Origin of the sequence: Streptosporangium sp. OZ121, assembly GCF_051918885.1 — a bacterium.
Classification (GTDB): domain Bacteria; phylum Actinomycetota; class Actinomycetes; order Streptosporangiales; family Streptosporangiaceae; genus Streptosporangium.
Map to the genome: position 1 here is coordinate 519,053 of NZ_JBPXMC010000002.1, position 20,925 is coordinate 539,977.

A 20,925-nucleotide genomic window follows, 5' to 3' on the forward strand; every position below is an offset into this window, starting at 1 on the left:
CGAAACAGGTCGGTTTTCGTGACCGGGAGGACGCCCGCGCGAACGGTCACGCGGGCGCGCGGGTGAATCCTCGTGGAAACGGGCCAGTCCTCGTGGAAGCGGGTCAGTCCTCGTAGAAGACGCGCTCCACGACCCGGCGGGCACGCCGGGTGGCGCGGCGGTAGTCGTCCACGAAGTCCTCCGTACCGTCGGGCGGGTAGCCGAGGGCGCGGGCGATGAGCCTGCGCTCGCGGGCGTCCACCGGGATCGCGTCGGAGGCGCGGCCCCTGACCACGACGATGGCGTCGCGGATGCGCGAGGCGAACCGCCACGCCTCGGCGAGCACGGCCTCGTCGGCCTCCGACAGCAGCCCCTCCGCGACCGCCGCGCCCAGCGCCTCCAGGGTGCGGGTGGTCCGCAGCGACGGCCGCGACCCCGCGTGCCGGAGCTGGATGAGCTGGGCCACCCACTCCACGTCGGACAGCCCGCCGGGACCGAGCTTGGTGTGCAGCGCGGGGTCGGCTCCGCGGGGAAGGCGTTCGGCCTCCATCCGGGCCTTGAGCCTGCGGATCTCCAGCACGGCCGCGCCGGAGATGCCCCCCTCGGGGTAGCGCAGCGGGTCGGCCAGGTGCAGCAGCCCGACGCCGAGCTCGGCGTCCCCGGCGGAGAAGCGGGCGCGCAGCAGCGCCTGCGACTCCCACGGCGACGACCACCGCTCGTAGTAGGCGGCGTAGGAGGCCAGGGTACGGACCAGTGGCCCCGCCTTGCCCTCGGGGCGCAGGCCGGGGTCGATGAGCAGCGGCGGGTCGGGGGCGGGCAGGGCCAGCAGGCGGCGCAGCTCGTTGGCCACCTCGAACGCCGTCTCGGTGGCCTGGCGCTCAGGCACGCCCTCCAGCGGCGAGTGCACGAACATCACGTCGGCGTCGCTGCCGTACGAGGACTCGATCCCGCCCAGGCGGCCCATCGCGATCACCGCGAACCTCGTGCCCAGCGGGGTGCGGCGCTCCATCTCGACCTTGTCGATCGCGGCGTCGAGCGCGGCCTGGATCGTCACGTCGTTGAGCCCGGACAGCGTCTGGCCGACCTCCTCGATGCCGATGATCCCGGAGAGGTCGGCGACGGCCGTACGGAACAACTCCCTGCGGCGCAGCGCCCGGACCGCGGCCACCGCGCCCTCGGCGTCCCCGGGATGGCGGGCGACCACGGTCCGCGCCTCGGACAGCACCGCCTCGACGGGCCTGGGGGCCAGCTCCGTGTCCGAGCCGAGCATCGCGACCGCCTCGGGGGCGTTCATCAGCAGGCCCGTCACGTAGCGGCTGGTACCTAGCATTCTGGCCAGGCGCGACGCCACGGCGGTCTCGTCGCGGAGCAACCGCAGGTACCAGGGGGTGGAACCGAGCTTGTCGGAGATCTGGCGGAAGCCGAGCAGGCCGGCGTCGGGGTCGGGGGCGTCGGCGAACCAGCCCAGCATGACCGGCAGCAGGGTCCGCTGGATCGCGGCGCGGCGGGAGACCCCCGTGGTCAGCGCGCTGATGTGGTTCAGCGCCCCGCCGGGGTCGGCGTAGCCGAGCGCCTCCAGCCGGGCCTTGGCCGCGGCCGTGGAGAGCCGGTCCTCCGACTCGGGCAGCCGGGCGACGGCCTGCAGCAGCGGCCGGTAGAACAGCTTCTCGTGCAGGCGCCTGGCCTCCATGGCGTGCCGGCGCCACCTGGTGGTGAACTCCCCCACCGGGTCGGCGGTCATGCCCAGGCTCCGGCCGAGGCGGCGCAGGTCGGCGTTGCCCTCGGGCACCACGTGCGTGCGGCGCAGCCGGTGCAGCTGGATCAGGTGCTCGACCTGGCGCAGGAAGGTGTACGCCTCGGCGAGGGCCTTGGCGTCGTCCCTGCCCACGTAGCCGCCGCGGGAGAGGGCGCCGAGCGCGGGGAGCGTGGCCCGCCGCCGCAGCAGCGGGTCGAGGCGGCCGTGGACGAGTTGGAGCAGCTGCACCGCGAACTCGATGTCGCGCAGCCCGCCGGGCCCGAGCTTCAGCTGGCGGTCGGCCTCGCCGCCGCGGACGTGGGCCTCCACCCGTCGGCGCATGGCCTGGACGTCCTCGACGAACTTGTCGCGGGTGGCGGCCTGCCAGACCATCTCGTTCATCGCGGCCACGTACTGCTGGCCGAGCTCGGCGTCGCCCGCGACCGGCCTGGCCTTCAGCAGGGCCTGGAACTCCCAGGTCTTGGCCCAGCGCCGGTAGTAGGCGAGGTGGCTGGCGAGGGTGCGGACCAGTGGCCCTGCCTTGCCCTCGGGGCGCAGCGCCGCGTCGACCTCCCACAGCGCGCCCTCGGGAGTGCTGGTCGAGCAGGCGCGCATCATGCCCTGGGCCAGCCGGGTGGCGAGCTTGATGGCCGCGTGCTCGTCGAGGGAGCCGTCGGGCCCCTCACGCGGCTCGGCCACGAAGACGACGTCGACGTCGCTGATGTAGTTGAGCTCGCGTGCCCCGCACTTGCCCATGCCGATGACGGCGAGCCGTACCGCCCCCGCCTCGGGATGCTCGGATCTGGCGACGGCGAGTCCCGCCTCCAGCGCGGCTCCGGCCAGGTCGGACAGCTCGGCGGTCACCCCGGGCAGCGAGACGACCCCGGTGACGTCGCGCGCGGCGAGGTGGAGCAGGCGGCCCCGGTAGGCGGCGCGCAGCGCCGACAGGGTGGCGGTGGAGGCGTCCGTGGCCCTCGGCTCGGGGTCGTCCGGCTCGGCGCCGACCGCGAGCAGCAGCTCCGCGCGGAGCTCCTCCGCGGTCGGGCGGTTCGCGTCCGGTGCCCCGCCGAGCAGGTGCCAGTGGTCCGGGTGCCTGACGACGTGGTCGCCGAGCGCGGCGCTGACGCCGAAGACGCCGATCAGCCGCGCGCGCAGGCCGGGATCGGCCCGGAGCGCTCCGAGCACGCTGGGATCCTGCTCGGCCAGCCGGTTCAGCGAGGTGAGCGCCAGGTCGGGGTCGGCCGCGGCGACCAGCGAGGTCAGCAGGTCGATGTCGCCGACGGCCTCGGGGCCCAGCTCGTCGAGCAGTCGCTCGGCCCTGGCGCCGTCGGCGAAGCCGAGCCTCGCCAGGCGCCCGGCGGTCGTCTGCATCCGAGGCACGGTTTCCACCGACCCTCCATGTTCCTCGATCACAAGCACGGGTGCCCTTCCTCAGTCCCTACCCCGAGCGATCAAAGGTGCACGCTCCCCGCGGTCGCGTGGACCGCGGTTCTCCCGGCGGGTGAGCGGGATCGGCGCGATCTGCCTCCGGATCCCCACCCTGGCCCGTGTCCCGGGCGTTCGGAGCGTCGCCGCACAGGCTAATCCTGAAACTGTGCGGCGTCGTTAGCGGATTCGCACCGTAATCGCGCGGTCACGCGGTTTGGACGACCCCGACGGCCGCGGCGAAACGCTCGGCGAGCGGCTTCCACGCGGCGACCAGGCCGTCCTCGCTCTCCTTCACCCGCGCGTTGAGCTCCTCGACCGAGTGTCCCAGGCCGGTCAGGGCGTCGGCCGAGCCGGCCGTCCAGCCGACGAAGATCTCCGGGGTGGCCTCGGGATGGAACTGCACCGCCCAGGCGTTCTCCCCCAGCCGGTAGGCCTGGTTGGGGTACGGGTCCCCGGTGGCCAGCGGCACCGCGCCCGGGGGGAGCTCCGTGATCGCGTCACGGTGGTACTGCACGGCGGGGGAAGGGCCGAGGCCGGCGAACAGCGGATCCGCTCCGGCGGCGGGCAGCGGGACGACCTCGGTCACGCCGACCTCCAGCCCGTGCTGCCCGCGCCCGACGGCACCGCCGCAGGCGAGCGCCATGAGCTGCGCCCCCAGGCAGATCCCCAGGGTCGGCACGCCCTCCTCGACGCAGACGCGGATCAGGTCGCGGGTGGCCGGCAGCCAGGAACACCGCTCGTCCTCCCAGGCCGCCGCCTCGCCGCCGAGGACGATCAGCCCTGCGGCGGCCCGCTCGGGCACGGCCTCGCCCAGGTAGGGGCGGACGACCTCGCAGACGGCTCCGGCCCCGGACAGCCATCCGGCGAGAAATCCGAGTCCCGCGTCGGCCTCGTGCTCGATGACGGTAATCCTCATACGGCAATTATGGGCTTATATGGGCACAAGGCGGTCAGGGTCGGCGGGGCATGGGAGCCCGCCGCGCTTCATGTCGGCCGTGGACATTGACCTCGGGCACGGGCACCCGCCACCTTGGCATCAGCCCCGCCGGAACCGGAGGCGGGGCTCCATCTCCAAGGAGAACCGATGAACCCCGTCCTCAGTGATGTCGAGGTCCCCGGCGGCGCGCTGCGTGTCGCCCGCTTCGGCACCGGGCCCCGCGTGATCGTGGCGGTGCACGGCATCACCGCCTCGCTGATGGCCTGGGCCGGCGTCGCCCGCCGGCTCCCCGCCGAGTGGTCGCTGGTCGCGATGGACCTGCGGGGCCGCGGCCGCAGCGCCGGGCTCCCCGGCCCGTACGGCCTGGCCGCGCACGCCGAGGACGTGAACCTCGTCGCCCGCTCCGTGGGCGCCGAGTCCGGCATCGTGCTCACCGGTCACTCGATGGGCGCCTACGTCGCGGCCCTCGCCGCCGCGGGACACGACTACGCCAGGGTGGTGCTGATCGACGGCGGGCTCCCGCTGCCGCCGCCCCCCGGCGCCGACCCCGACGCGGTCCTGGAGGCCACGCTCGGCCCGGCCCTCGCCCGGCTGGACCAGACCTTCCCGAGCGTCGGCGCGTATCTGGACTTCTTCAAGGCCCACCCCGCCTTCGCCGAGGCATGGACGGAGGAGGCGGAGGAGTACGTCCGCTACGACGCGTCGGGGCCCGAGGGGTCGGTGCGCTCACGGGTGCGGCGGGAACCGGTCCGCGAGGACGGCAGGTGGATGCTCACCGAGGGCGAGACGGTCGGCGCGGCGCTGCGCGCGATCACCTCGCCCCTGTCGCTGCTGCGCGCCCCGCGGGGGTTGCTGAACCAGCCGGTCGGCATGCTGCCCGACGAGTTGGCCGCCGCGTGGGCCAGGCGGCTGCCCGCGCTGGAGGACGAGGTGCTCGACGACTGCAACCACTACACGATCCTCTTCGACGACCGCTGCGCCTCGCTGGTCGCCAAGCACCTCTCCCGCTGAGCCACCGGCGGTTCCCGCCGGGCTCCCGGCGGGAACCGGCCGGACCGGGCGCGGGTCAGCCGGCCTGGGCGGGAGTGATCCAGATGGCCTTGGCCGCGGCGACCAGGGTGCCGTCGGTCTCGTAGACGGCGCTCTCACCGAAGAGCTTGCGGCCCTCGCGGCCGGTGGCGCGGGCGACGACGGAGTAGGTGCCACCGGGGTAGATCCGGCGGTGGATCCGCGCGGTCAGGCGGCCGAGCAGGGCGAACTCGCCGGGCCCGAAGTGCGCCCAGCCGGTGGGGCAGTCGAGGGCGGCCCACAGGATCGCGTCGGGGACGGTGCCGTCCGCGTCGGTGATGGTCATCGGGACCCGCCAGCCGGCGGCGACCAGGTCGGTGCCGGGCACCGGGCCGGGGAAGATCCGCAGGCCGTCGCCGGGATCGCGCAGGCCGCACGCGAAGCAGCCGGGGAAGGCGTGCCCGACGAGACCGGCGAAGCCGCCCTCGGCCTTCGCGGCCTCGTTGAAGGGCACGAAGTCGGGGACGTCGAACTCCTCGGCGACCGTGATGGCCTCGACGAGGAGCTTCTCGCCGTGGGTGAGGGTCGCGGTGTTGGCGAGGTGGCCCAGGGACAGCTCGGTGTCCAGCGGGGTGGGTGCGTGCAGCGTGACCTCGACGGCCGAGTCGTGCCGGGCGCCGTGCAACGCCTCCGAGACCGTGCCCGCGATCCAGCCGCCGTTCGCGGAGCCCTCGGGACCACGGAAACGCGCCGGAACGGTCAGCACGGTCTGCAGCTCGGACGTCGTCGTCATGCCGCACCTCCTGTCGCCTTTATGGCGATCAATCCTCAGAAATAACGTTAATCGGACCGACCGATTTTACCGGACTGCTTGTACATACAGCCAACTCGGGCTCGATGACGACCTCATTAGCTGCGGGTAACGCCGGTATGACGTTCGGCGGGCGGTCCCGGAGTACCTCGCCGGGGCGATTCCTCGCCGCGGCCCCGGATCACCGCCCCCGCCCTCCGGAGAGGGCTGGATCTTGTCATCCCGCCGAGGGTTTCTCCCCCTGTCGCCGCAGGACTTCCTCCGCTACGGAGCCTGCTGCCACCGCAATTGACAGGGGGCGGGGCCGGACGGCTCGTCGCCGTCCGGCCCCGCCCCCTTCACGGTGTGAGAATCAATCCGACCCGGGGTTACAGGACCGGCAGGTAGCGCCCCAGCTCGAACTCCGTCACCTGACGGCGGTAGTCGTTCCACTCGGCGCGCTTGTTGCGCAGGAAGTAGTCGAAGACATGCTCGCCGAGGGTCTCGGCGACGAGTTCGCTGCGCTCCATGACCGCGATGGCCTCGTCCAGCGACTGGGGCAGCGGCTGGATGCCCAGCGCCCTGCGCTCGGCCGAGGTCAGCGCCCACACGTCGTCCTCGGCGCCGGGGGGCATCTCGTACCCCTCCTCGATGCCCTTCAGGCCGGCCGCGAGGATCACGGCGAAGGCGAGGTACGGGTTGCAGGCGGAGTCGAGCGAGCGGAACTCGATGCGGGTCGAGCCGCCCTTGTGCGGCTTGTACATCGGCACCCGGACCAGGGCGGAGCGGTTGTTGTGACCCCAGGAGACGTAGCTCGGGGCCTCACCGCCCGCTCCGGCGATCGCCTCGGCGCCGCCCCACAGCCGCTTGTAGGAGTTGACCCACTGGTTGCAGACCGCGGTGATCTCGGCGGCGTGCGTGAGCAGGCCGCCGATGAAGGACCGCCCGATCTTGGAGAGCTGGTAGTCGGCACCGGGCTCGTAGAAGGCGTTGCGGTCGCCCTCGAAGAGCGACATGTGGGTGTGCATGCCGGAGCCGGGGTGCTCGGTGAAGGGCTTGGGCATGAAGCTCGCCCAGATGCCCTGCTCCAGCGCGACCTCCTTCATGACCAGGCGGAAGGTCATGATGTTGTCGGCGGTGGTGAGCGCGTCGGCGTAGCGCAGGTCGATCTCCTGCTGGCCGGGGCCGCCCTCGTGGTGGCTGTACTCGACGGAGATGCCCATCGACTCCAGCATCATGATCGCGTTACGCCGGAAGTCGTGTCCAGAGCTGTGCGGCGTGTGGTCGAAGTAGCCGCCGCCGTCGATCGGCTCGGGCCGCTCGTTGCCCTCCGGCCGGCTCTTCAGCAGGAAGAACTCGATCTCCGGGTGGGTGTAGAAGCTGAAGCCCATGTCCGAGGCCTTCGCCAGGGTGCGCTTGAGCACCCAGCGCGGGTCGGCGTGCGAGGGCGAGCCGTCCGGCATGAGGATGTCGCAGAATATGCGGGCCGCGCCCGGCGTCTCGCTGCGCCAGGGAAGGATCTGGAAGGTCGACGGGTCGGGCTTGGCGAGCATGTCCGACTCGTAGACCCGGGCGAAGCCCTCGATGGCCGAGCCGTCGAAGCCGATGCCCTCGGCGAAGGCCCCTTCGAGTTCGGCCGGGGCGATGGCCACCGACTTCAGGAACCCGAGCACGTCGGTGAACCACAGCCGGATGAACCGGATGTCGCGCTCCTCAAGGGTGCGGAGAACGAACTCCTGCTGGCGGTCCAAGGCTTCTCCTTCATTGCCGACGTGCTGCAACACGCCTAGTGGTCTCCCAGTTTGCCCTCTCAGTGTTTCGCACACGTTACGAGGAAGAACGGTGAGATGTGGCATCCGGGCCGTCGCGCCTCCACGTGCCGGCCCCCCTCTCCTCCTACAGTGTGCGACCGGAGCCGCTGGAAGTTCGATCCGGGGGGAAACGATGACGCGTACCGAAGTTCACGGACCACCGCACGCGGTCTCACCACCGGCCAGGCTCACCGAACGCCTCGCGGCACTGGCGATGCCCTGCCCCGTCCATCCGTCGATACACCTGGTCGAGGCCGCGGCGGCCGACTGGGCGCGCGCGGCCGGGCTGGACCCCGACCCCGCCGCCTCCCGGCTGGCCGGGCGGGCGTTCGCCCGTTGCGAAACCGGCGCGGTCACGTCGCTGGCCCGCTGGCTGACCTGGATGTCGCGCCTGCGCCAGGCCCCCGGGGCCCTCACCCCGGTCCTCGCCGTGGCCGCGGGCGGCGAGCCGGGGCCGGCGCCGCTGGAGCGGGCCTTCTCCGGCCTCTGGGCGGCGTGCGCGCCGAGGATGAGCGGCGCGTGGCGCGAGCGGTTCACGGCCGGGCTGGCCGCCCAGCGCGAGGCGATCCTCCTACGCGAGCCACCCGCGGCCCTCTCCCCAGGGACACCCGCGAACTCCCCCGGGGCACCCGCGAAGCCGCGCCCCGCGGGGACACCCGCGAAGCCCTGCTCCCCAGGGACACCCGCGGAGCCGTGCGGGGACGCCTTCGGCCGCTACCTGTTCGACCTGGTGGAGCCGTGCCTGGGGGTGGAGGTGCCGGCCCCGGTGTGGCGGAGCCCGCAGTGGCGGGCGCTCGTCGAGGCGAGCGGCGACGTGGCCGCCCGGTGCGAGGAGGCGGTGGCCGGACGCGGCCATGCGGGCACCATTTTTTTGGAACGCTCCAATCGGGAGGCGGAAGAGTGGATCATCGACAGGGTCGCCACCCGCATGGAGGAGCTGTGGACGGCCGCCCGCGCGATCCCCGCGCTCACGGAGCGGCACGACCTGGGCTTCACCGCCTCCCGTGAGGTGACGCGGGTGGCATGCGCTTTCTTGACCATCCCTCGGGCTTACCTGGAGTGGCTCCTGGAAACACCTCGCTATCGTCACTTAGGGTAACGGTTCGATTTCGACAAGTAATGCTGGAGTAACGATGAGCACCATGCTCCTCAATCACAAGCTCGACCGTGCCTTCGGGCACATGGACGTCGACGGCAGCGGATCGATCGAGCGCGAGGACCTTCTCGGCCTCGGTGCCCGGATCCTCGTCGGCTTCGGCGAGTCGCCGACCTCCCCGGCCGGTCACAGGCTCGCCCAGGGCTTCGAGGGGATCTGGCGGACCCTGGCCGCGGAGATCGACACCGACGGCGACGGCGCCATCTCGTCCGAGGAGTTCCGCGCGGGCATGACCTCGGCGTTCATCGAGGGTGACCACTTCGACGCGGTGTTCGCGCCCGCCGCCGAGGCGGTGGCCGGCCTGTGCGACACCGACGGCGACGGGGCCGTGGGGCCGGACGAGTTCTGGACCATGATGGCCGCGTTCGGCACCGCGCGCGAGGACGTGCGGGCCACCTTCGAGCGGCTCGACGGCGACGGCGACGGCGTCGTGTCCGTGGGCGAGCTGGTCGAGGCGACCCGGCAGTTCTACACGAGCGCCGATCCGGAAGTGGCCGGCAACTGGCTGTTCGGTCCGCTGTAGTGGCGCTCACCCCAACGTTCGGCGATCCCCTCACCCGTTCCCGACCCCACCCACAGCCCTTGTCACACTCCATGTCACTTTCCCTGTCCCCCTCGTCCGCCGCGCCCTCCGGAACACCGGGCCACCCGGAGCCGCCGCGGCCCTCGGGAGTGGCCGCGGCGCTGCTGCTGCCCCTCACCGAGGTCGTGCCGGTGATGTCGACACCGTGCCCGATGCATCCCTCGGTCGACCTGATCGGCACCGAGCTGGCCGCCTGGGCCCGCGAGGTCGGGCTCGAACCTCCCCCCGGCGCCGGATTCGAGCGGATGGCCGGCCGCGCCTTCTGCGGATTCGGCGTGGAGCCGGCGCTGCTGTTCGCCAAATGGCTGACCTGGCTGTTCCATTTCGACGACGAGTGGGACGAGAAGCCCGCCGGGCGCGCGGCCGAGATCGTCGAAGCCACCTTCGCGCGGCTCGACCTCGTCGCCCGCGCGCCCGCGCACGCCTCCTCGCCCGTCGAGCTGGCCTTCGGCGACCTCTGGAAAACCACCACCGGGCGGATGAGCACCCGCTGGCGGCACCGGTTCCTGGCGGGGCTGGCGGCGCAGGGCGAGGCCTGCCGTACCGAGGCCGAGAACCGCTGCGCGGGCCGCGTGCCCTCCCCCGCCGAGTACCCGCGGCTGCGGCGGGGCACCGCCGGCCCCTACCTGTTCGACCTGGTGGAGCCCTGCCTGGGGGTGGAGGTGCCCGCGGGACTGCGCGAGAGCACGACCTGGCGGACGCTGGTGGACGCCTGCAACGACGTCACCGCCTGGTGCAACGACGTCGCCTCGCACCACAAGGAACGGGCCAACGGCGACGTGCACAACTACGTGACGGTCGCCGCGACCGCGTTCGGCCTCTCCGACACCGGAGCCGTCGCCTGGGTGAACGACCGGATCGCCGCCCGCGCCGAGGACCTGCGGACCTCCGCACGGCGGCTGCCGGCGCTGTTCGACCGTTTCGGGTTCTCGACCGGCCAGGCCAGAGACGTCAGCAAGGTCGCGTGCGCCTTCCTGACGGCGCCGAGGGCCCAGCTGGAATGGCTCCTGGAGTCCAGCCGGTACGAGGTGCCGTGACCCGGTGACCGGCCGCCCCCGCCCGGGCGCACGTGCCCGGGCGGGGGCCGGCGGGCGAACCGGATCCGAGGCGCCGTACGAGATCCGGCCCCCGTTGATCGCTCGTTGATTAAATTGCGGTCTGCGCCGGTTAAGGTCCTTTTAAGCACAAATGAAGGGCCTAAACCATCATGCGCGGGCTGTACCGGGGAATCCCGAGGGTGACGCCCGTCCAGAGGCGGATCGCGGCGGTGCTCGCCGCCGCCGCGTCCGTGGCGATGGAGTGCGTCAACATCTGGGTCACGGCGCAGCTCCCGCAGCCTTCCTACACACCGCTGCCGTTCGCGCCCGAGGACGTGGCCGGCGCCGTGTTCCCCGTCCTCGGTGCGCTCCTGGTGTTCCAGCGGCCCCGGCTGGTCATCGGCTGGCTGCTCTGCCTGGGCGGGCTGTGCTCCGCGCTGAACAGCCTCACGGTGAACCTCGCGCTCCTGGACACCGCGCGAGAGTGGATGGTCCTGCCGAAGGCGATCTGGGCGGTCGCCGGGGTGAGCTGGAAGCTGACCGTCCTCTTCCTGGTCGTGCTGCTGCCGCTGCTCTATCCGGACGGGAAACTGCCCTCCCCGCGCTGGCGGGCGCTGGCCTGGGGTTCCGTCGCCGTCCTGGCGGCCGACGTGCTCGTCACGGACCTGATGCCCCTCCTCGGACAGCGGCCCGTGGGTTCCTCCCCCCACCTCCTGCGGTTCTCGCTGGACATGCTCACCAACGCGATGATGATCCTGGCCTTCGCCTCGCTGGCCACCCGGTTCCGGCGGGCCGGTCACGAGGAGCGCGGGCAGATCGTCTGGACGCTGGTCGCGCTCGCCACCGTGATCGTCCCCTGGGTGGTCGGCAACCCGGTGTGGTGGCTGGCTTCGTTCACGATCCCGCTGGTACCGGTCGCGATCACCTTCTCGGTGCTGCGGCACCGCCTCTACGGAATCGACACGCTCATCACCAGGACGCTGGTCGGCGCGGGCCTGGTCGGCGTGATCGGCGGGGTGTACGTGGCGGTGGGCGCCGCCTCCAGCCTGTTCCTGTCGGACGTGGACCGGATCGGCGGCCTGGTCGCCGCGCTCTGCGCGGGGGCGTTCTTCCACCCGATGCGGCGGCTGCTCCAGCGCGGCGCCGACCGCCTCCTGTACGGCGGCAGGGGCGACCCGGTGGCGCTCGCCGCCGAGCTCGGGCGCAGGCTCCAGCGCACCGATCCCGCGGGGGGACTGGCCGCGGCCCTGGACGTGCTGCGCGACGGCCTGGCGGTCACCGGCACGGGCGTGCGCTTCCAGGGCGGCTGGCCCGAGGAGACGACGGTGGGGACGCTGGAGGAGGTGGCGCGCGACATCCTGCTGGTCTGGCACGGCGAGCCCGTCGGCCGCCTGCTCATCGGCCCGCCGGGCGCCCGGCGCCTGCCGGCCGCGCACAACGAGCGGGTCATCACCGCGCTCACGCCGTACGTGGCCGACGCCGCCCACGCGGTCCGGCTGGTCGGCGCGCTGCGGCGCTCCCGGGAGCGGATCGTCACCACCCGCGAGGAGGAGCGCCGCCGTCTCCGCCGCGACCTGCACGACGGTCTCGGCCAGTCGCTCAGCGGGATGGCGATGTCCATCAACGCGGCCAGGCTCTCCCTGCGCGCCTCCCCCGAGACGGCCGAGCGCATGCTCGGTGAGCTGCGCTCCGGCATGGACAGCGTCACCGACGACATCAGGCACCTGGTGTACGGCCTGCGTCCGCCGGCGCTGGACGACCTCGGCCTGGCCGGGGCCGTGGCGGAGATGGCGGGCCCCGACGTCGCCGTGGAGGTCAGGGGCGAGCTGCCGGGCCTGCCCGCCGCGACCGAGGTCGCCGCGTACCGGATCGCGCAGGAGGCGCTGACCAACGCGCGCAAGCACGCCGGGGCCGCGACGGTGCGGGTGTCGCTGGAGCGGGGCGAGAACGACCTGAGCGTCCGGGTGCGCGACGACGGGATCGGCGTCCCTCCCGGGCGTCGCTCAGGGGTCGGGCTGGCGTCGATGCGCGAGCGCGCCGCCGAACTGGGCGGGACATGCGTGATCACGACGCCTCCCGAGGGGGGCACCGTGGTCGAGGCGGTACTCCCGGTGAACTTGAATGTGAAGATCTGACCACCGATGATTTCTTACGGCTCGTGAACGATGGTGAGTATTGCCCTATGACGTTGGTCCAGGTAGCCCTACCCTTGCGCCTGCAATGCTGACATTTCGTGCTCTCGGCCCGTTCCAGGCCCTTCATGGTGAGACATCACTCGACCTCGGCGGCCAGCGCCAGATGGCGGTGCTGGCCCGGCTCCTCGTGGCCGGTGGCCGCGCCGTCCCGGTGGCCATGCTCATCGACGAACTGTGGCCCGGCGAGCCTCCCGCCCAGGCCCTGTCGACCATCCAGGGATACGTGTCGCGGCTGCGGCGCGCCCTGGAACCCGGCCGCGCGCCACGGGAGGAGGCCGAGGTCCTGGTCTCCGCCCCGCCGGGGTACGCGCTGCGCGCCTCGCCCGGCCAGGTGGACACCTGGAGTTTCGAGAGCGCGGTCAAGACGAGCGGCGAGCCCGCCGAGGTGTGGGATCGCCTGGAGGCGGCCCTCGCCCTCTGGCGCGGCCCGGCCCTGGCCGAGTTCTCCGACCTGCCGTGGGCGGTGAGCGAGGCGGGCAGGCTGGAGGAGCTGCGGCTGATCGCGGTCGAGCGCCGGGCCGACGCGGGGCTGCTGCTGGGACACTCCGGCGCCCTGGTCGCCGACCTGGAGGCGCACGCCTCGGCGCATCCGCTGCGGGAGGAGGCCTGGCGGCTGCTCGCGCTGGCCCTGTACCGCAACGGCAGGCAGGGGGACGCGCTGGGCGCGCTCCGGCGCGCCAGGACGATGCTCCGCGACGAGCTCGGCCTCGACCTGGGCGCCACCCTGCAACGTCTGGAGTCCGACATACTGGCCCAGGCCGTGCATCTCCATCCGCCCGCGGAGCCGGTGCGGGCCGCGGAACCGGCAGCGGCGGCAGCGGCGGCGCGCGTGACGCCCGCCGAGAAGCGGGCGCTGCCGGGGCTGCGGGTCGTGGTGGTGGACGACCAGGCGCTGGTCCGCACCGGCCTGCGCGTGGTACTGGACAGCGAACCCGGTTTCGAGCTGGTCGGCGAGGCCGAGAACGGCGAGCAGGCGATCACGGTGGTCAGGGAGACCTCCCCCGACCTGGTGCTGATGGACATCCAGATGCCCAGGCTGGACGGGCTGACCGCCGCGCGCAGGATCCTGGCCGACGCGGCGCCGCCGAAGGTCGTGATGATGACCACGTTCGGCACGGACGACAACCTCTACGCGGCGCTGCGGGCCGGGGTGAGCGGGTTCGTCCTCAAGACGTCGGCGCCCGAGCAGCTCATCACCGCGATGCGGGCCGCGCAGGCCGGTGATGCGCTGATCGACCCCGCCGTCACCACCCGCCTGATCGCGGCCTTCGCCGGGCGCACCGACCCGTCGGCGCCGCCCGGCCTCGCCGGTCTCGGCGACGCGGAGCTCGACCTGATGAAGCTGGTCGCCCGGGGGCTGACGAACCGGCAGATCGCGGCGACCCTGGCGGTCCCCGAGCGGTCGGTCTCGCAGTCGGTGGTCAAGCTGCTCGACCATCTCGGGCTGTTCGACCGGGCCCAGCTCGTCGTCACCGCGTACGAGTCCGGGCTGGTCAACCCCGGCGACGTGGGCAGATAGCCATGTCCCTGCGGCAGCGCGACCGCGGCCGGGTGCTCGACGGCACCGGTGGCGTGCCCAGGCGGGTCGTCGACGCGGTCACCGTGGCCGGCACCGTGACCGAGGACGCCCCCGCCTGGCCCGCCACCTCGCTCGCACGCGGGCTGCTGCGCTCCCCGCTGCGGCTCGCCGCCCTCTCCACGGCGCTCCTGTCGGTCGGGCTCACCGTGATCGGCCTCGTGCTGCGTCTCGACCTGCCGCCCGGGTGGCAGCCGGAGCAGCCGGCCACGCCCGACCTGGCGGCGGGACTGACGTTCCCCGTGGTGGGGGCCTTCCTGCTGGCGCACCGCTCGCGTCCGGCCACGGCGTGGCTGATGTGCGCGGGTGGCCTGATGTGCGCGGTCAACTCCTTCTCCGAGGCGGCGATGTTCGCCTTCGCCGCGGCGGGCGACATGGAGTCCGCCGGGTACCTCCGCCTGAGCATGGTCACGGGAAAGGTGGCCGGCGGGTTCCTGCTGGCGATCCTGTTCCCGCTGTACTCCCCCGACGGCCGGCTGCCCTCGCGGCGGTGGTGGCCGCTGGCGGCGGTCGGCGTGGTCGTGTTCGCGGCGAGCCTGCTGCTGAACCTCACCCGCCCGGACCCCGACCCCGCGATCTACCCCTGGCCGCGGGTCATCCCCAACCCGCTCGCGGTGGACTTCCTCGCCCCCTACAACATGGCGGCGCGCGAGGTCGTCGCCGTCCTGATCTCGGTCCTCGCGGTCCTGGCGCTGGTCTCCCTGGTGCTGCGCTTCCGGCGGGCGGACTCCGAGCTGCGTCGCCAGATCGCCTGGCCGGTCTTCGCCTTCGCCGTCTACGTCGCCTTCCTGCTCGCCGGTCCGGCCTGGTGGCTGGCCGGGACGATCTGGACCGGGCTGATCCCGGGGGCCATCGTCTTCTCGGTGCTGCGCTACCAGCTCTACGGCATCGACACGGTGGTGAGCCGCGCCTTCGTCGCCGCCGGGCTGATCGCCGCGGTCAGCGCCATGTACGCGGTCGGCGCGGTCGCCGGGCTCGCGCTGTCGGGATACGACCGGATCGGCGGCCTGGTGGCGGCCCTGCTCGCCGGGGTCGTCTTCCAGCCGCTCCGTCACCGGCTCAGGAGCCTGGTCGACCGGCTCATGTACGGCACGCACGGCGACCCGCAGGCGCTCGCCGAGCGCCTGGCCAGAGAGGTCCGCGAGACCGAGCCGGCCAACGCGCTCGCCGCCGTCGCCGCCGTGGTCAAGGACGGGCTGAGCGTCACCGGCGTCGCCGTCGAGGTCTACGAGCCCGGTGCCAGGCAGGTCCAGGTCGGCCTGCTGGGCCCGGCGCCGCGCCGGGTGCCGCTGGTCTGGCACGGCGAGCCGGTCGGGCGGCTGCTCCTCGGCTCCCCCGGCCCCCGCAGGTTCGCCGCCGCGCACAACGGCCGCCTGGTCGCGGCGGCCGTCCCGTACGTCGCCGACGTGGCGCACGCCGTGCGGATGACCGCCGACCTGCAGCGCTCCCGGGAGCGCATCCTCACCGCCCGCGAGGAGGAACGCCGCCGCCTGCGCAGGGACCTGCACGACGGGCTCGGCCACGCGCTGACCGACATGGCGATGTCGATCAACATGGCCAGGATCAGCCTGCGCACCGCCCCCGCCTCGGCGGACAGGCTCCTGCTCGACCTGCGCGGCGGCATGGACGCGGTCAGCGAGGAGATCAGGGAACTGGTGTACGGCCTGCGCCCGCCCACCCTCGACGAGCTCGGCCTGGCGGGGGCCGTACGGGCCCTGGCGCAGGAGGGCACGCCGCGGGTCGCGGTGGAGATCGAGGGCGACCTGTCGGATCTGCCCGCGGCGGCCGAGGTGGCCGCGTACCGCATCGCGCAGGAGGGGCTGACCAACGTCCGCAAGCACGCGGGGGCCGGCTCCGCGGTGATCTCGTTGCGGCGCGGGGAGTCGCTGGTGGTCCGCGTCCAAGACGACGGGCGCGGGCTGCCCTCGGGACCGCGCTCGGGGGTCGGGCTGCTCTCCATGCGTGAGCGGGCCGCCGAGCTGGGCGGTACCTGCGTGATCGAGGCGGCCCCGGGCGGCGGGACGGTCGTGGAGGCCGTGCTGCCGATCCCGGCCGCACCGATCACGGCGGGCCGCCACACCCGGAGCTCACCGAGCCTTTAGGGTTCACCCGTCGACGAATGCTCATGTCCAGCGAGAAACCATACTTTCTCGAAAATTTCCGAAATAAACAAAAAATAGGCAAAATCAGACCCTTCTTAACTTACTCCGAAAATAAGCAAATGGGCAGTTCAGTCCTTTAGTCCGAACGGCTTGCCTTATATCTTTCCCCCTAATCACGGCCGTCGAGCGAGCCCTGCTCGCGGCTCGACCAAAGGAGAAAAGCATGTACGGCAAGCGACAGCTGATGGTGTTCGGGGCGGCGCTCCTCACCGCGCTCACCCTCGGACCGGCCTCGTTCTCACAGGCCTCGGCCACGCCGGATCCCGAGCCGGGCGTGACGGCGAACACCCCGCAGAAAGGGGCCATGACGGATCCGGCCCCATCGGCGGAAAGCCCGAGAGACTACTGGCGGGGATACAGGGACGGCTACCGGGCCGCCGCGCAGGATTGCCGCAGGACCAGGTCACGTAGCTACATCGGGCCGCCCAGCGACTACGACAGAGGTTGGCTGGACGGCTATGACGCCGGATATGCCCGCTTCTGCTGGACGGCGCGCTAGGGACAACGTTCGCGGAGACGTCGTTTGACGTCGCTTGACATCATTTGACGTCGTGTGATGTCGGAGGTGAGGCCTCCCGATCGGAACGGTCGCTCGCGACCTCGGTCCCACGGGGGGCTTCACGCCCGCCTGCGCCGCCGGCCGGAGAAGTCCCGCCCCCGGCTCCTGATCGCCCCTGAACAGCTAACGAGCATCCCCTGACGGTCACGCTCGCCGGCGACCCCGTACCGGGAAAGGAGCGGAAGGTGAGCCGAGGCCCCCGGAGGAGGCCTGACCGGGGAACCCGGCGACGGCAGGCGGTCACCTCCGGATGTCCGCGCTCGTCCATCGGCGGCTCTTGGCGTCCGCGCGCGTCCATCGGCGGCCGGGGCGGAATCACCTGCACGGCGGGCTCCGGGCACGCCCCAATAGGATGGCCACGTGGCTCAACTCCGCATCGCCCTGGCCCAGAGCAATCCCGCCGTCGGTGACCTGTCCGCCAACACGGACAGGCTCGTCGAGTGGACCCGCCGCGCCGCCGACCGCGGCGCGCACCTGGTCGTCTTCACCGAGATGTTCCTGACCGGATACCCCGTCGAGGACCTCGTGCTGCGCACCTCGTTCGTGGAGGCGTCGATCGCCGCGATCGAGGAGGCCGCGCGACGGCTGGACAAGGCGGGGCTCGGCGAGATCCCCGTGGTCGTCGGCTACGTGGACCGCGCGAAGCTCGCCCCGCGCGTCGGCCAGCCCAAGGGCGCCCCGCTCGACGCGGCCGCGCTGCTGCACCGGGGCCGGGTGGTCGTCAAGACCGCCAAGCACCACCTGCCGAACTACGGCGTCTTCGACGAGTACCGCTACTTCGTCCGCGGCGACCGCCTGCCGATCTTCCGGTTGCACGGCGTCGACGTGGCGATCGCGGTCTGCGAGGACCTCTGGCAGGAGGGCGGCCCCGTCGCGGTGGTGGCCGAGGCCGGAGCCGGGCTGCTCGTGGTGCCGAACGCCTCCCCGTACGAGAAGGAGAAGGACGACGTACGCCTGGCCCTGGTGGCCAGGCGCGCCCGCGAGGCCGGATGCGCCCTCGCCTACGTCAACCAGGTCGGTGGCCAGGACGAGCTGGTCTTCGACGGGGACTCGGTGGTCGTCTCCGCCTCCGGCGAGCTGGTCGCGCGCGCGGCGCGCTTCTCCGAGGAGCTGCTGATCACGGACCTGGAGCTGCCCGAGGCCGGGTACGGAGGACTCGGCACCTTCCAGGTGGACGCCGGCGACGGCACCGTGATCACGGTGGAACGGCTGGAGCTGTCGGCCCGCCCCGTCGAGCCGTACGAACCGCAGGCCCCCACGATCGCCGAGCACCTCGACGACACCGCCGAGGTCTACTCGGCACTGGTCCTCGCGGTCCGCGACTACGTCGCCAAGAACGGCTTCCAGTCGGTCGTCCTCGGCCTGTCCGGCGGCATCGACTCGGCGCTGACCGCCACGATCGCCTCCGACGCCATCGGCCCCGACCGGGTGCACGTGGTGCTCATGCCCTCCCGCTACTCCTCGGACCACTCGGTGAGCGACGCCCAGGAGCTGGTCGACCGGCAGGGGATCAACGCCAGGACCGTGCCGATCGCCGACATCGTCAGCGGCTTCGAGAAGGAGATCGAGCTCTCCGGCCTGGCCGCGGAGAACCTCCAGGCCCGGGTGCGCGGCATGATCCTGATGGGCCTGTCCAACGAGCACGGCCACCTCGTCCTCACCACCGGCAACAAGAGCGAACTGGCCACCGGCTACTCCACCCTCTACGGCGACTCGGCGGGCGGCTTCGCCCCCATCAAGGACGTGCTCAAGACCCTGGTCTGGGAGCTGGCGCGCTGGCGCAACGCCCAGGCGGGCCGGTCGGGCGAGTTCCTGCACGGGTTCGCGGTGCCGCCGATCCCGGAGAACTCGATCGAGAAGGAGCCCAGCGCGGAGCTCCGCCCCGACCAGCGCGACACCGACTCCCTGCCCGAGTACGACATCCTGGACAGGCTGCTGGACGACTACGTCGAGAAGGACATGGGATCCGCCGAACTCGTCGCCGCCGGACACGACCCGGCCCTGGTCACCCGGGTGATCCGCCTGGTCGACCTGGCCGAGTACAAGCGCCGCCAGTACCCCCCGGGCCCGAAGATCACCCCGAAGAACTTCGGCCGCGACCGCCGCCTCCCCATCACCAACCGCTGGCGCGAGACCACCACCTGACCCCCAGACCGTTTCCGGACGCCGGGCTCCCTCGCCGGGGAAACGATCAGTACAGTCGACAGGGTGCGTCATGTCGCGGGATGTGCCCTGATACTGCTTCTGGCCGTCGGCTGCACGAGCGGCGGCGGCCCGACTCTCGACGAGGCCGCCCAGGTGCTCGCCCAGGACGTGAACAAACTCGCCCCCTTCCATCCGGCGGCGAACAAAAAGTCTTCGACAAGACCGGAAAAGGGAACGACAACTTCTCGAACTGCCCGGAGAGCGACACCGCGATTCGCTCGTATCAAATCAGCGGCGATTTCGGCGAAGGCGCCCAGGTCACACCTTCCGAGCGAGCCGACCTACTTGGGCGACCTTTACGCGACAAGCTGAAAGAGATCGGCTACGAAATAGATCGAAACGCCAGCTGGTCGCAGCCCGGCCGAAGTGTCTCGATATTGAGAAAGACGGATCCGGGAATTACCTTCATCGTTCTCATACAGGCGTCCGAGCCTAATGTAGAAATCATCGGAAAGACCGATTGCCTGGCAGCCCCCAGCCCGCTAGAGCGGGGCCTTCGGTAGGCGAGCCTGCTCCCGTAGTCGCAGTGCCGCCTGGCGTGAATTGCGTGCGGCACTCCGGCATTGATCGATGAGGCGATCGACCTCCAACCGCTTTCGAGCGAGGTCGTCGTCAAAACGCCGAGCTGCGAGGCCTGTCCAGGTCGGGCCGTCACCGACCGTACTCGTATTGATGCGCTCCAGGAGCTCTTCAAGATTCTTCACGTAGCCTTCACCGAGCGGTGCGACCGGGCGCTCGACGCCAACGGCATGCTCATCCGGATCTGGCCGATGCTGACCTACGGCGTCCTCCCGCCGCGCTTCCGCCCCTGGGTGGACATCGAACGACAGGCCCACACCCTGCGGGGCTGGGACCCGTTGCTCGTCCCCGGCCTCCTCCAGACCCCCGACTACGCCCGTACGATCCTGGAGGCCTATCCGGGGGTGACCGACGAGCGGGTGCAGGAGTTGCTGACCGCCCGCCTGGAGCGCCAGAAAATCCTGGCGCGCGACACCCCTCCGCCGCTGTGGACCGTGCTCGACGAGGGAGTCCTGCACCGGGGCGTCGGGGGTCCGGACATCATGCGCGACCAGCTCGCCGCGCTTCTGACCGCGTCCGAGCATCGGAATATCTCTATCCAGGTCGTACCAAAAGCGCCTACGTGACCGGCGGTGCGATCGCGGGTCTGGAGGGAGGATTCTTCATTGCGAGCGCCGAGGGCAGCCTGGATGGTGTATTCGTGGAGTCCGCCGCCGTAGGGCACGTCACGGACCATCCTCGTGACGTGGCGGCGATCTGCAGGCGATACGAAGCGGTCCGCTCGGCGGCCCTGCCCGCGCGGGCGAGCGCCGATCTCATAGCGAAGGTGATGACGGAATGGCAGCAGACCTGACCGGCGCGACCTGGCGCAAATCCTCCCTGAGCGGCTCTGGCGGCGGCAACTGCGTCGAGGTGGCCGTCGTCTGCGCCCCTCGCACCGGGTACAAGGCGGACCTCGGCGCCCTACACGTCCTGCGCGACTCCAAGAACCCCGGCGGGCCGAAGCTCTTCTTCACCCGGGCCGAATGGGACGTCTTCGTCGCGGGCGTGAAGCTCGGCGAGTTCGACCATCTCGGCGACTGACACCTCACGTCCGAGGCGCCGAGACATCAAGGCGCCGGAGCACCGGAAACGCCGAAACCCCGGCGGCCACCGCCGGGGTTTCGTGACGACGTTCATGACGCCGCCCGTGTGCAACGGGCCATGAAGCGGCCGAAGCCGTGGCCCGCTCGACTTGCATGACGA

At 71.9% G+C, this 20,925-nt stretch carries 16 protein-coding genes; 12 read left to right on the forward strand and 4 right to left on the reverse strand.

What is annotated here, in order from left to right:
* Positions 1-103: 103 nt before the first annotated feature.
* Positions 104-3,085 (reverse strand): bifunctional [glutamine synthetase] adenylyltransferase/[glutamine synthetase]-adenylyl-L-tyrosine phosphorylase, encoded by a 2,982-nt coding sequence (locus tag ACTOQ1_RS07180; RefSeq protein ID WP_440065470.1) that lies wholly within the window; start codon positions 3,083-3,085, stop codon positions 104-106.
* A gap of 262 nt (positions 3,086-3,347) precedes the next feature.
* Positions 3,348-4,058, reverse strand: coding sequence for a type 1 glutamine amidotransferase (locus ACTOQ1_RS07185; RefSeq protein ID WP_440065312.1), 711 nt, complete (start codon positions 4,056-4,058; stop codon positions 3,348-3,350).
* Positions 4,059-4,226: 168 nt separating this feature from the next.
* Here ACTOQ1_RS07185 and ACTOQ1_RS07190 point away from each other — a divergent pair, with 168 nt between their 5' ends.
* Positions 4,227-5,090: an alpha/beta hydrolase gene (locus ACTOQ1_RS07190; protein ID WP_440065313.1), complete on the forward strand. Its 864-nt coding sequence runs from the start codon at positions 4,227-4,229 to the stop codon at positions 5,088-5,090.
* A 55-nt stretch (positions 5,091-5,145) separates the two neighbouring features.
* Here ACTOQ1_RS07190 and ACTOQ1_RS07195 read toward each other — a convergent pair whose 3' ends face one another.
* The gene (locus ACTOQ1_RS07195) at positions 5,146-5,880 is read right to left on the reverse strand and encodes a hypothetical protein (RefSeq protein WP_440065314.1); all 735 of its coding nucleotides are present in this window, start codon (positions 5,878-5,880) and stop codon (positions 5,146-5,148) included.
* A gap of 386 nt (positions 5,881-6,266) precedes the next feature.
* On the reverse strand, positions 6,267-7,628 hold the full coding sequence (locus tag ACTOQ1_RS07200) for a glutamine synthetase family protein (RefSeq protein ID WP_440065315.1): 1,362 nt from the start codon (positions 7,626-7,628) through the stop codon (positions 6,267-6,269).
* A 193-nt stretch (positions 7,629-7,821) separates the two neighbouring features.
* Here ACTOQ1_RS07200 and ACTOQ1_RS07205 point away from each other — a divergent pair, with 193 nt between their 5' ends.
* The 11 genes from ACTOQ1_RS07205 to ACTOQ1_RS07255 all read left to right on the forward strand — a co-directional run bounded on the left by ACTOQ1_RS07205 (position 7,822) and on the right by ACTOQ1_RS07255 (position 20,763).
* Positions 7,822-8,787, forward strand: a complete 966-nt coding sequence (locus ACTOQ1_RS07205) for a hypothetical protein (protein WP_440065316.1) — start codon at positions 7,822-7,824, stop codon at positions 8,785-8,787.
* 34 nt (positions 8,788-8,821) lie between these two features.
* On the forward strand, positions 8,822-9,367 hold the full coding sequence (locus ACTOQ1_RS07210) for an EF-hand domain-containing protein (protein ID WP_440065317.1): 546 nt from the start codon (positions 8,822-8,824) through the stop codon (positions 9,365-9,367).
* Positions 9,368-9,438: 71 nt separating this feature from the next.
* Positions 9,439-10,464, forward strand: coding sequence for a terpene synthase family protein (locus tag ACTOQ1_RS07215; protein WP_440065318.1), 1,026 nt, complete (start codon positions 9,439-9,441; stop codon positions 10,462-10,464).
* Positions 10,465-10,664: 200 nt separating this feature from the next.
* Positions 10,665-12,599: a sensor histidine kinase gene (locus tag ACTOQ1_RS07220; RefSeq protein WP_440065319.1), complete on the forward strand. Its 1,935-nt coding sequence runs from the start codon at positions 10,665-10,667 to the stop codon at positions 12,597-12,599.
* A gap of 85 nt (positions 12,600-12,684) precedes the next feature.
* On the forward strand, positions 12,685-14,178 hold the full coding sequence (locus tag ACTOQ1_RS07225) for a BTAD domain-containing putative transcriptional regulator (RefSeq protein ID WP_440065321.1): 1,494 nt from the start codon (positions 12,685-12,687) through the stop codon (positions 14,176-14,178).
* A gap of 2 nt (positions 14,179-14,180) precedes the next feature.
* A complete protein-coding gene (locus tag ACTOQ1_RS07230; RefSeq protein ID WP_440065322.1) occupies positions 14,181-16,337 on the forward strand; it encodes a sensor histidine kinase in 2,157 nt (718 codons plus the stop codon).
* Between the two features lie 223 nt (positions 16,338-16,560).
* Positions 16,561-16,896, forward strand: a complete 336-nt coding sequence (locus ACTOQ1_RS07235; RefSeq protein WP_440065323.1) for a hypothetical protein — start codon at positions 16,561-16,563, stop codon at positions 16,894-16,896.
* A 420-nt stretch (positions 16,897-17,316) separates the two neighbouring features.
* On the forward strand, positions 17,317-19,101 hold the full coding sequence (locus tag ACTOQ1_RS07240; protein ID WP_440065325.1) for an NAD+ synthase: 1,785 nt from the start codon (positions 17,317-17,319) through the stop codon (positions 19,099-19,101).
* 623 nt (positions 19,102-19,724) lie between these two features.
* Entirely contained in the window at positions 19,725-20,306 is a 582-nt protein-coding gene (locus ACTOQ1_RS07245; protein WP_440065326.1) for a DUF5753 domain-containing protein, read from the forward strand.
* Positions 20,303-20,533, forward strand: coding sequence for a Scr1 family TA system antitoxin-like transcriptional regulator (locus ACTOQ1_RS07250; RefSeq protein WP_440065327.1), 231 nt, complete (start codon positions 20,303-20,305; stop codon positions 20,531-20,533). Before ACTOQ1_RS07245 ends, ACTOQ1_RS07250 begins: the two co-directional genes overlap by 4 nt.
* Positions 20,518-20,763 (forward strand): DUF397 domain-containing protein, encoded by a 246-nt coding sequence (locus ACTOQ1_RS07255; protein WP_440065328.1) that lies wholly within the window; start codon positions 20,518-20,520, stop codon positions 20,761-20,763. Before ACTOQ1_RS07250 ends, ACTOQ1_RS07255 begins: the two co-directional genes overlap by 16 nt.
* Positions 20,764-20,925 lie beyond the last annotated feature (162 nt).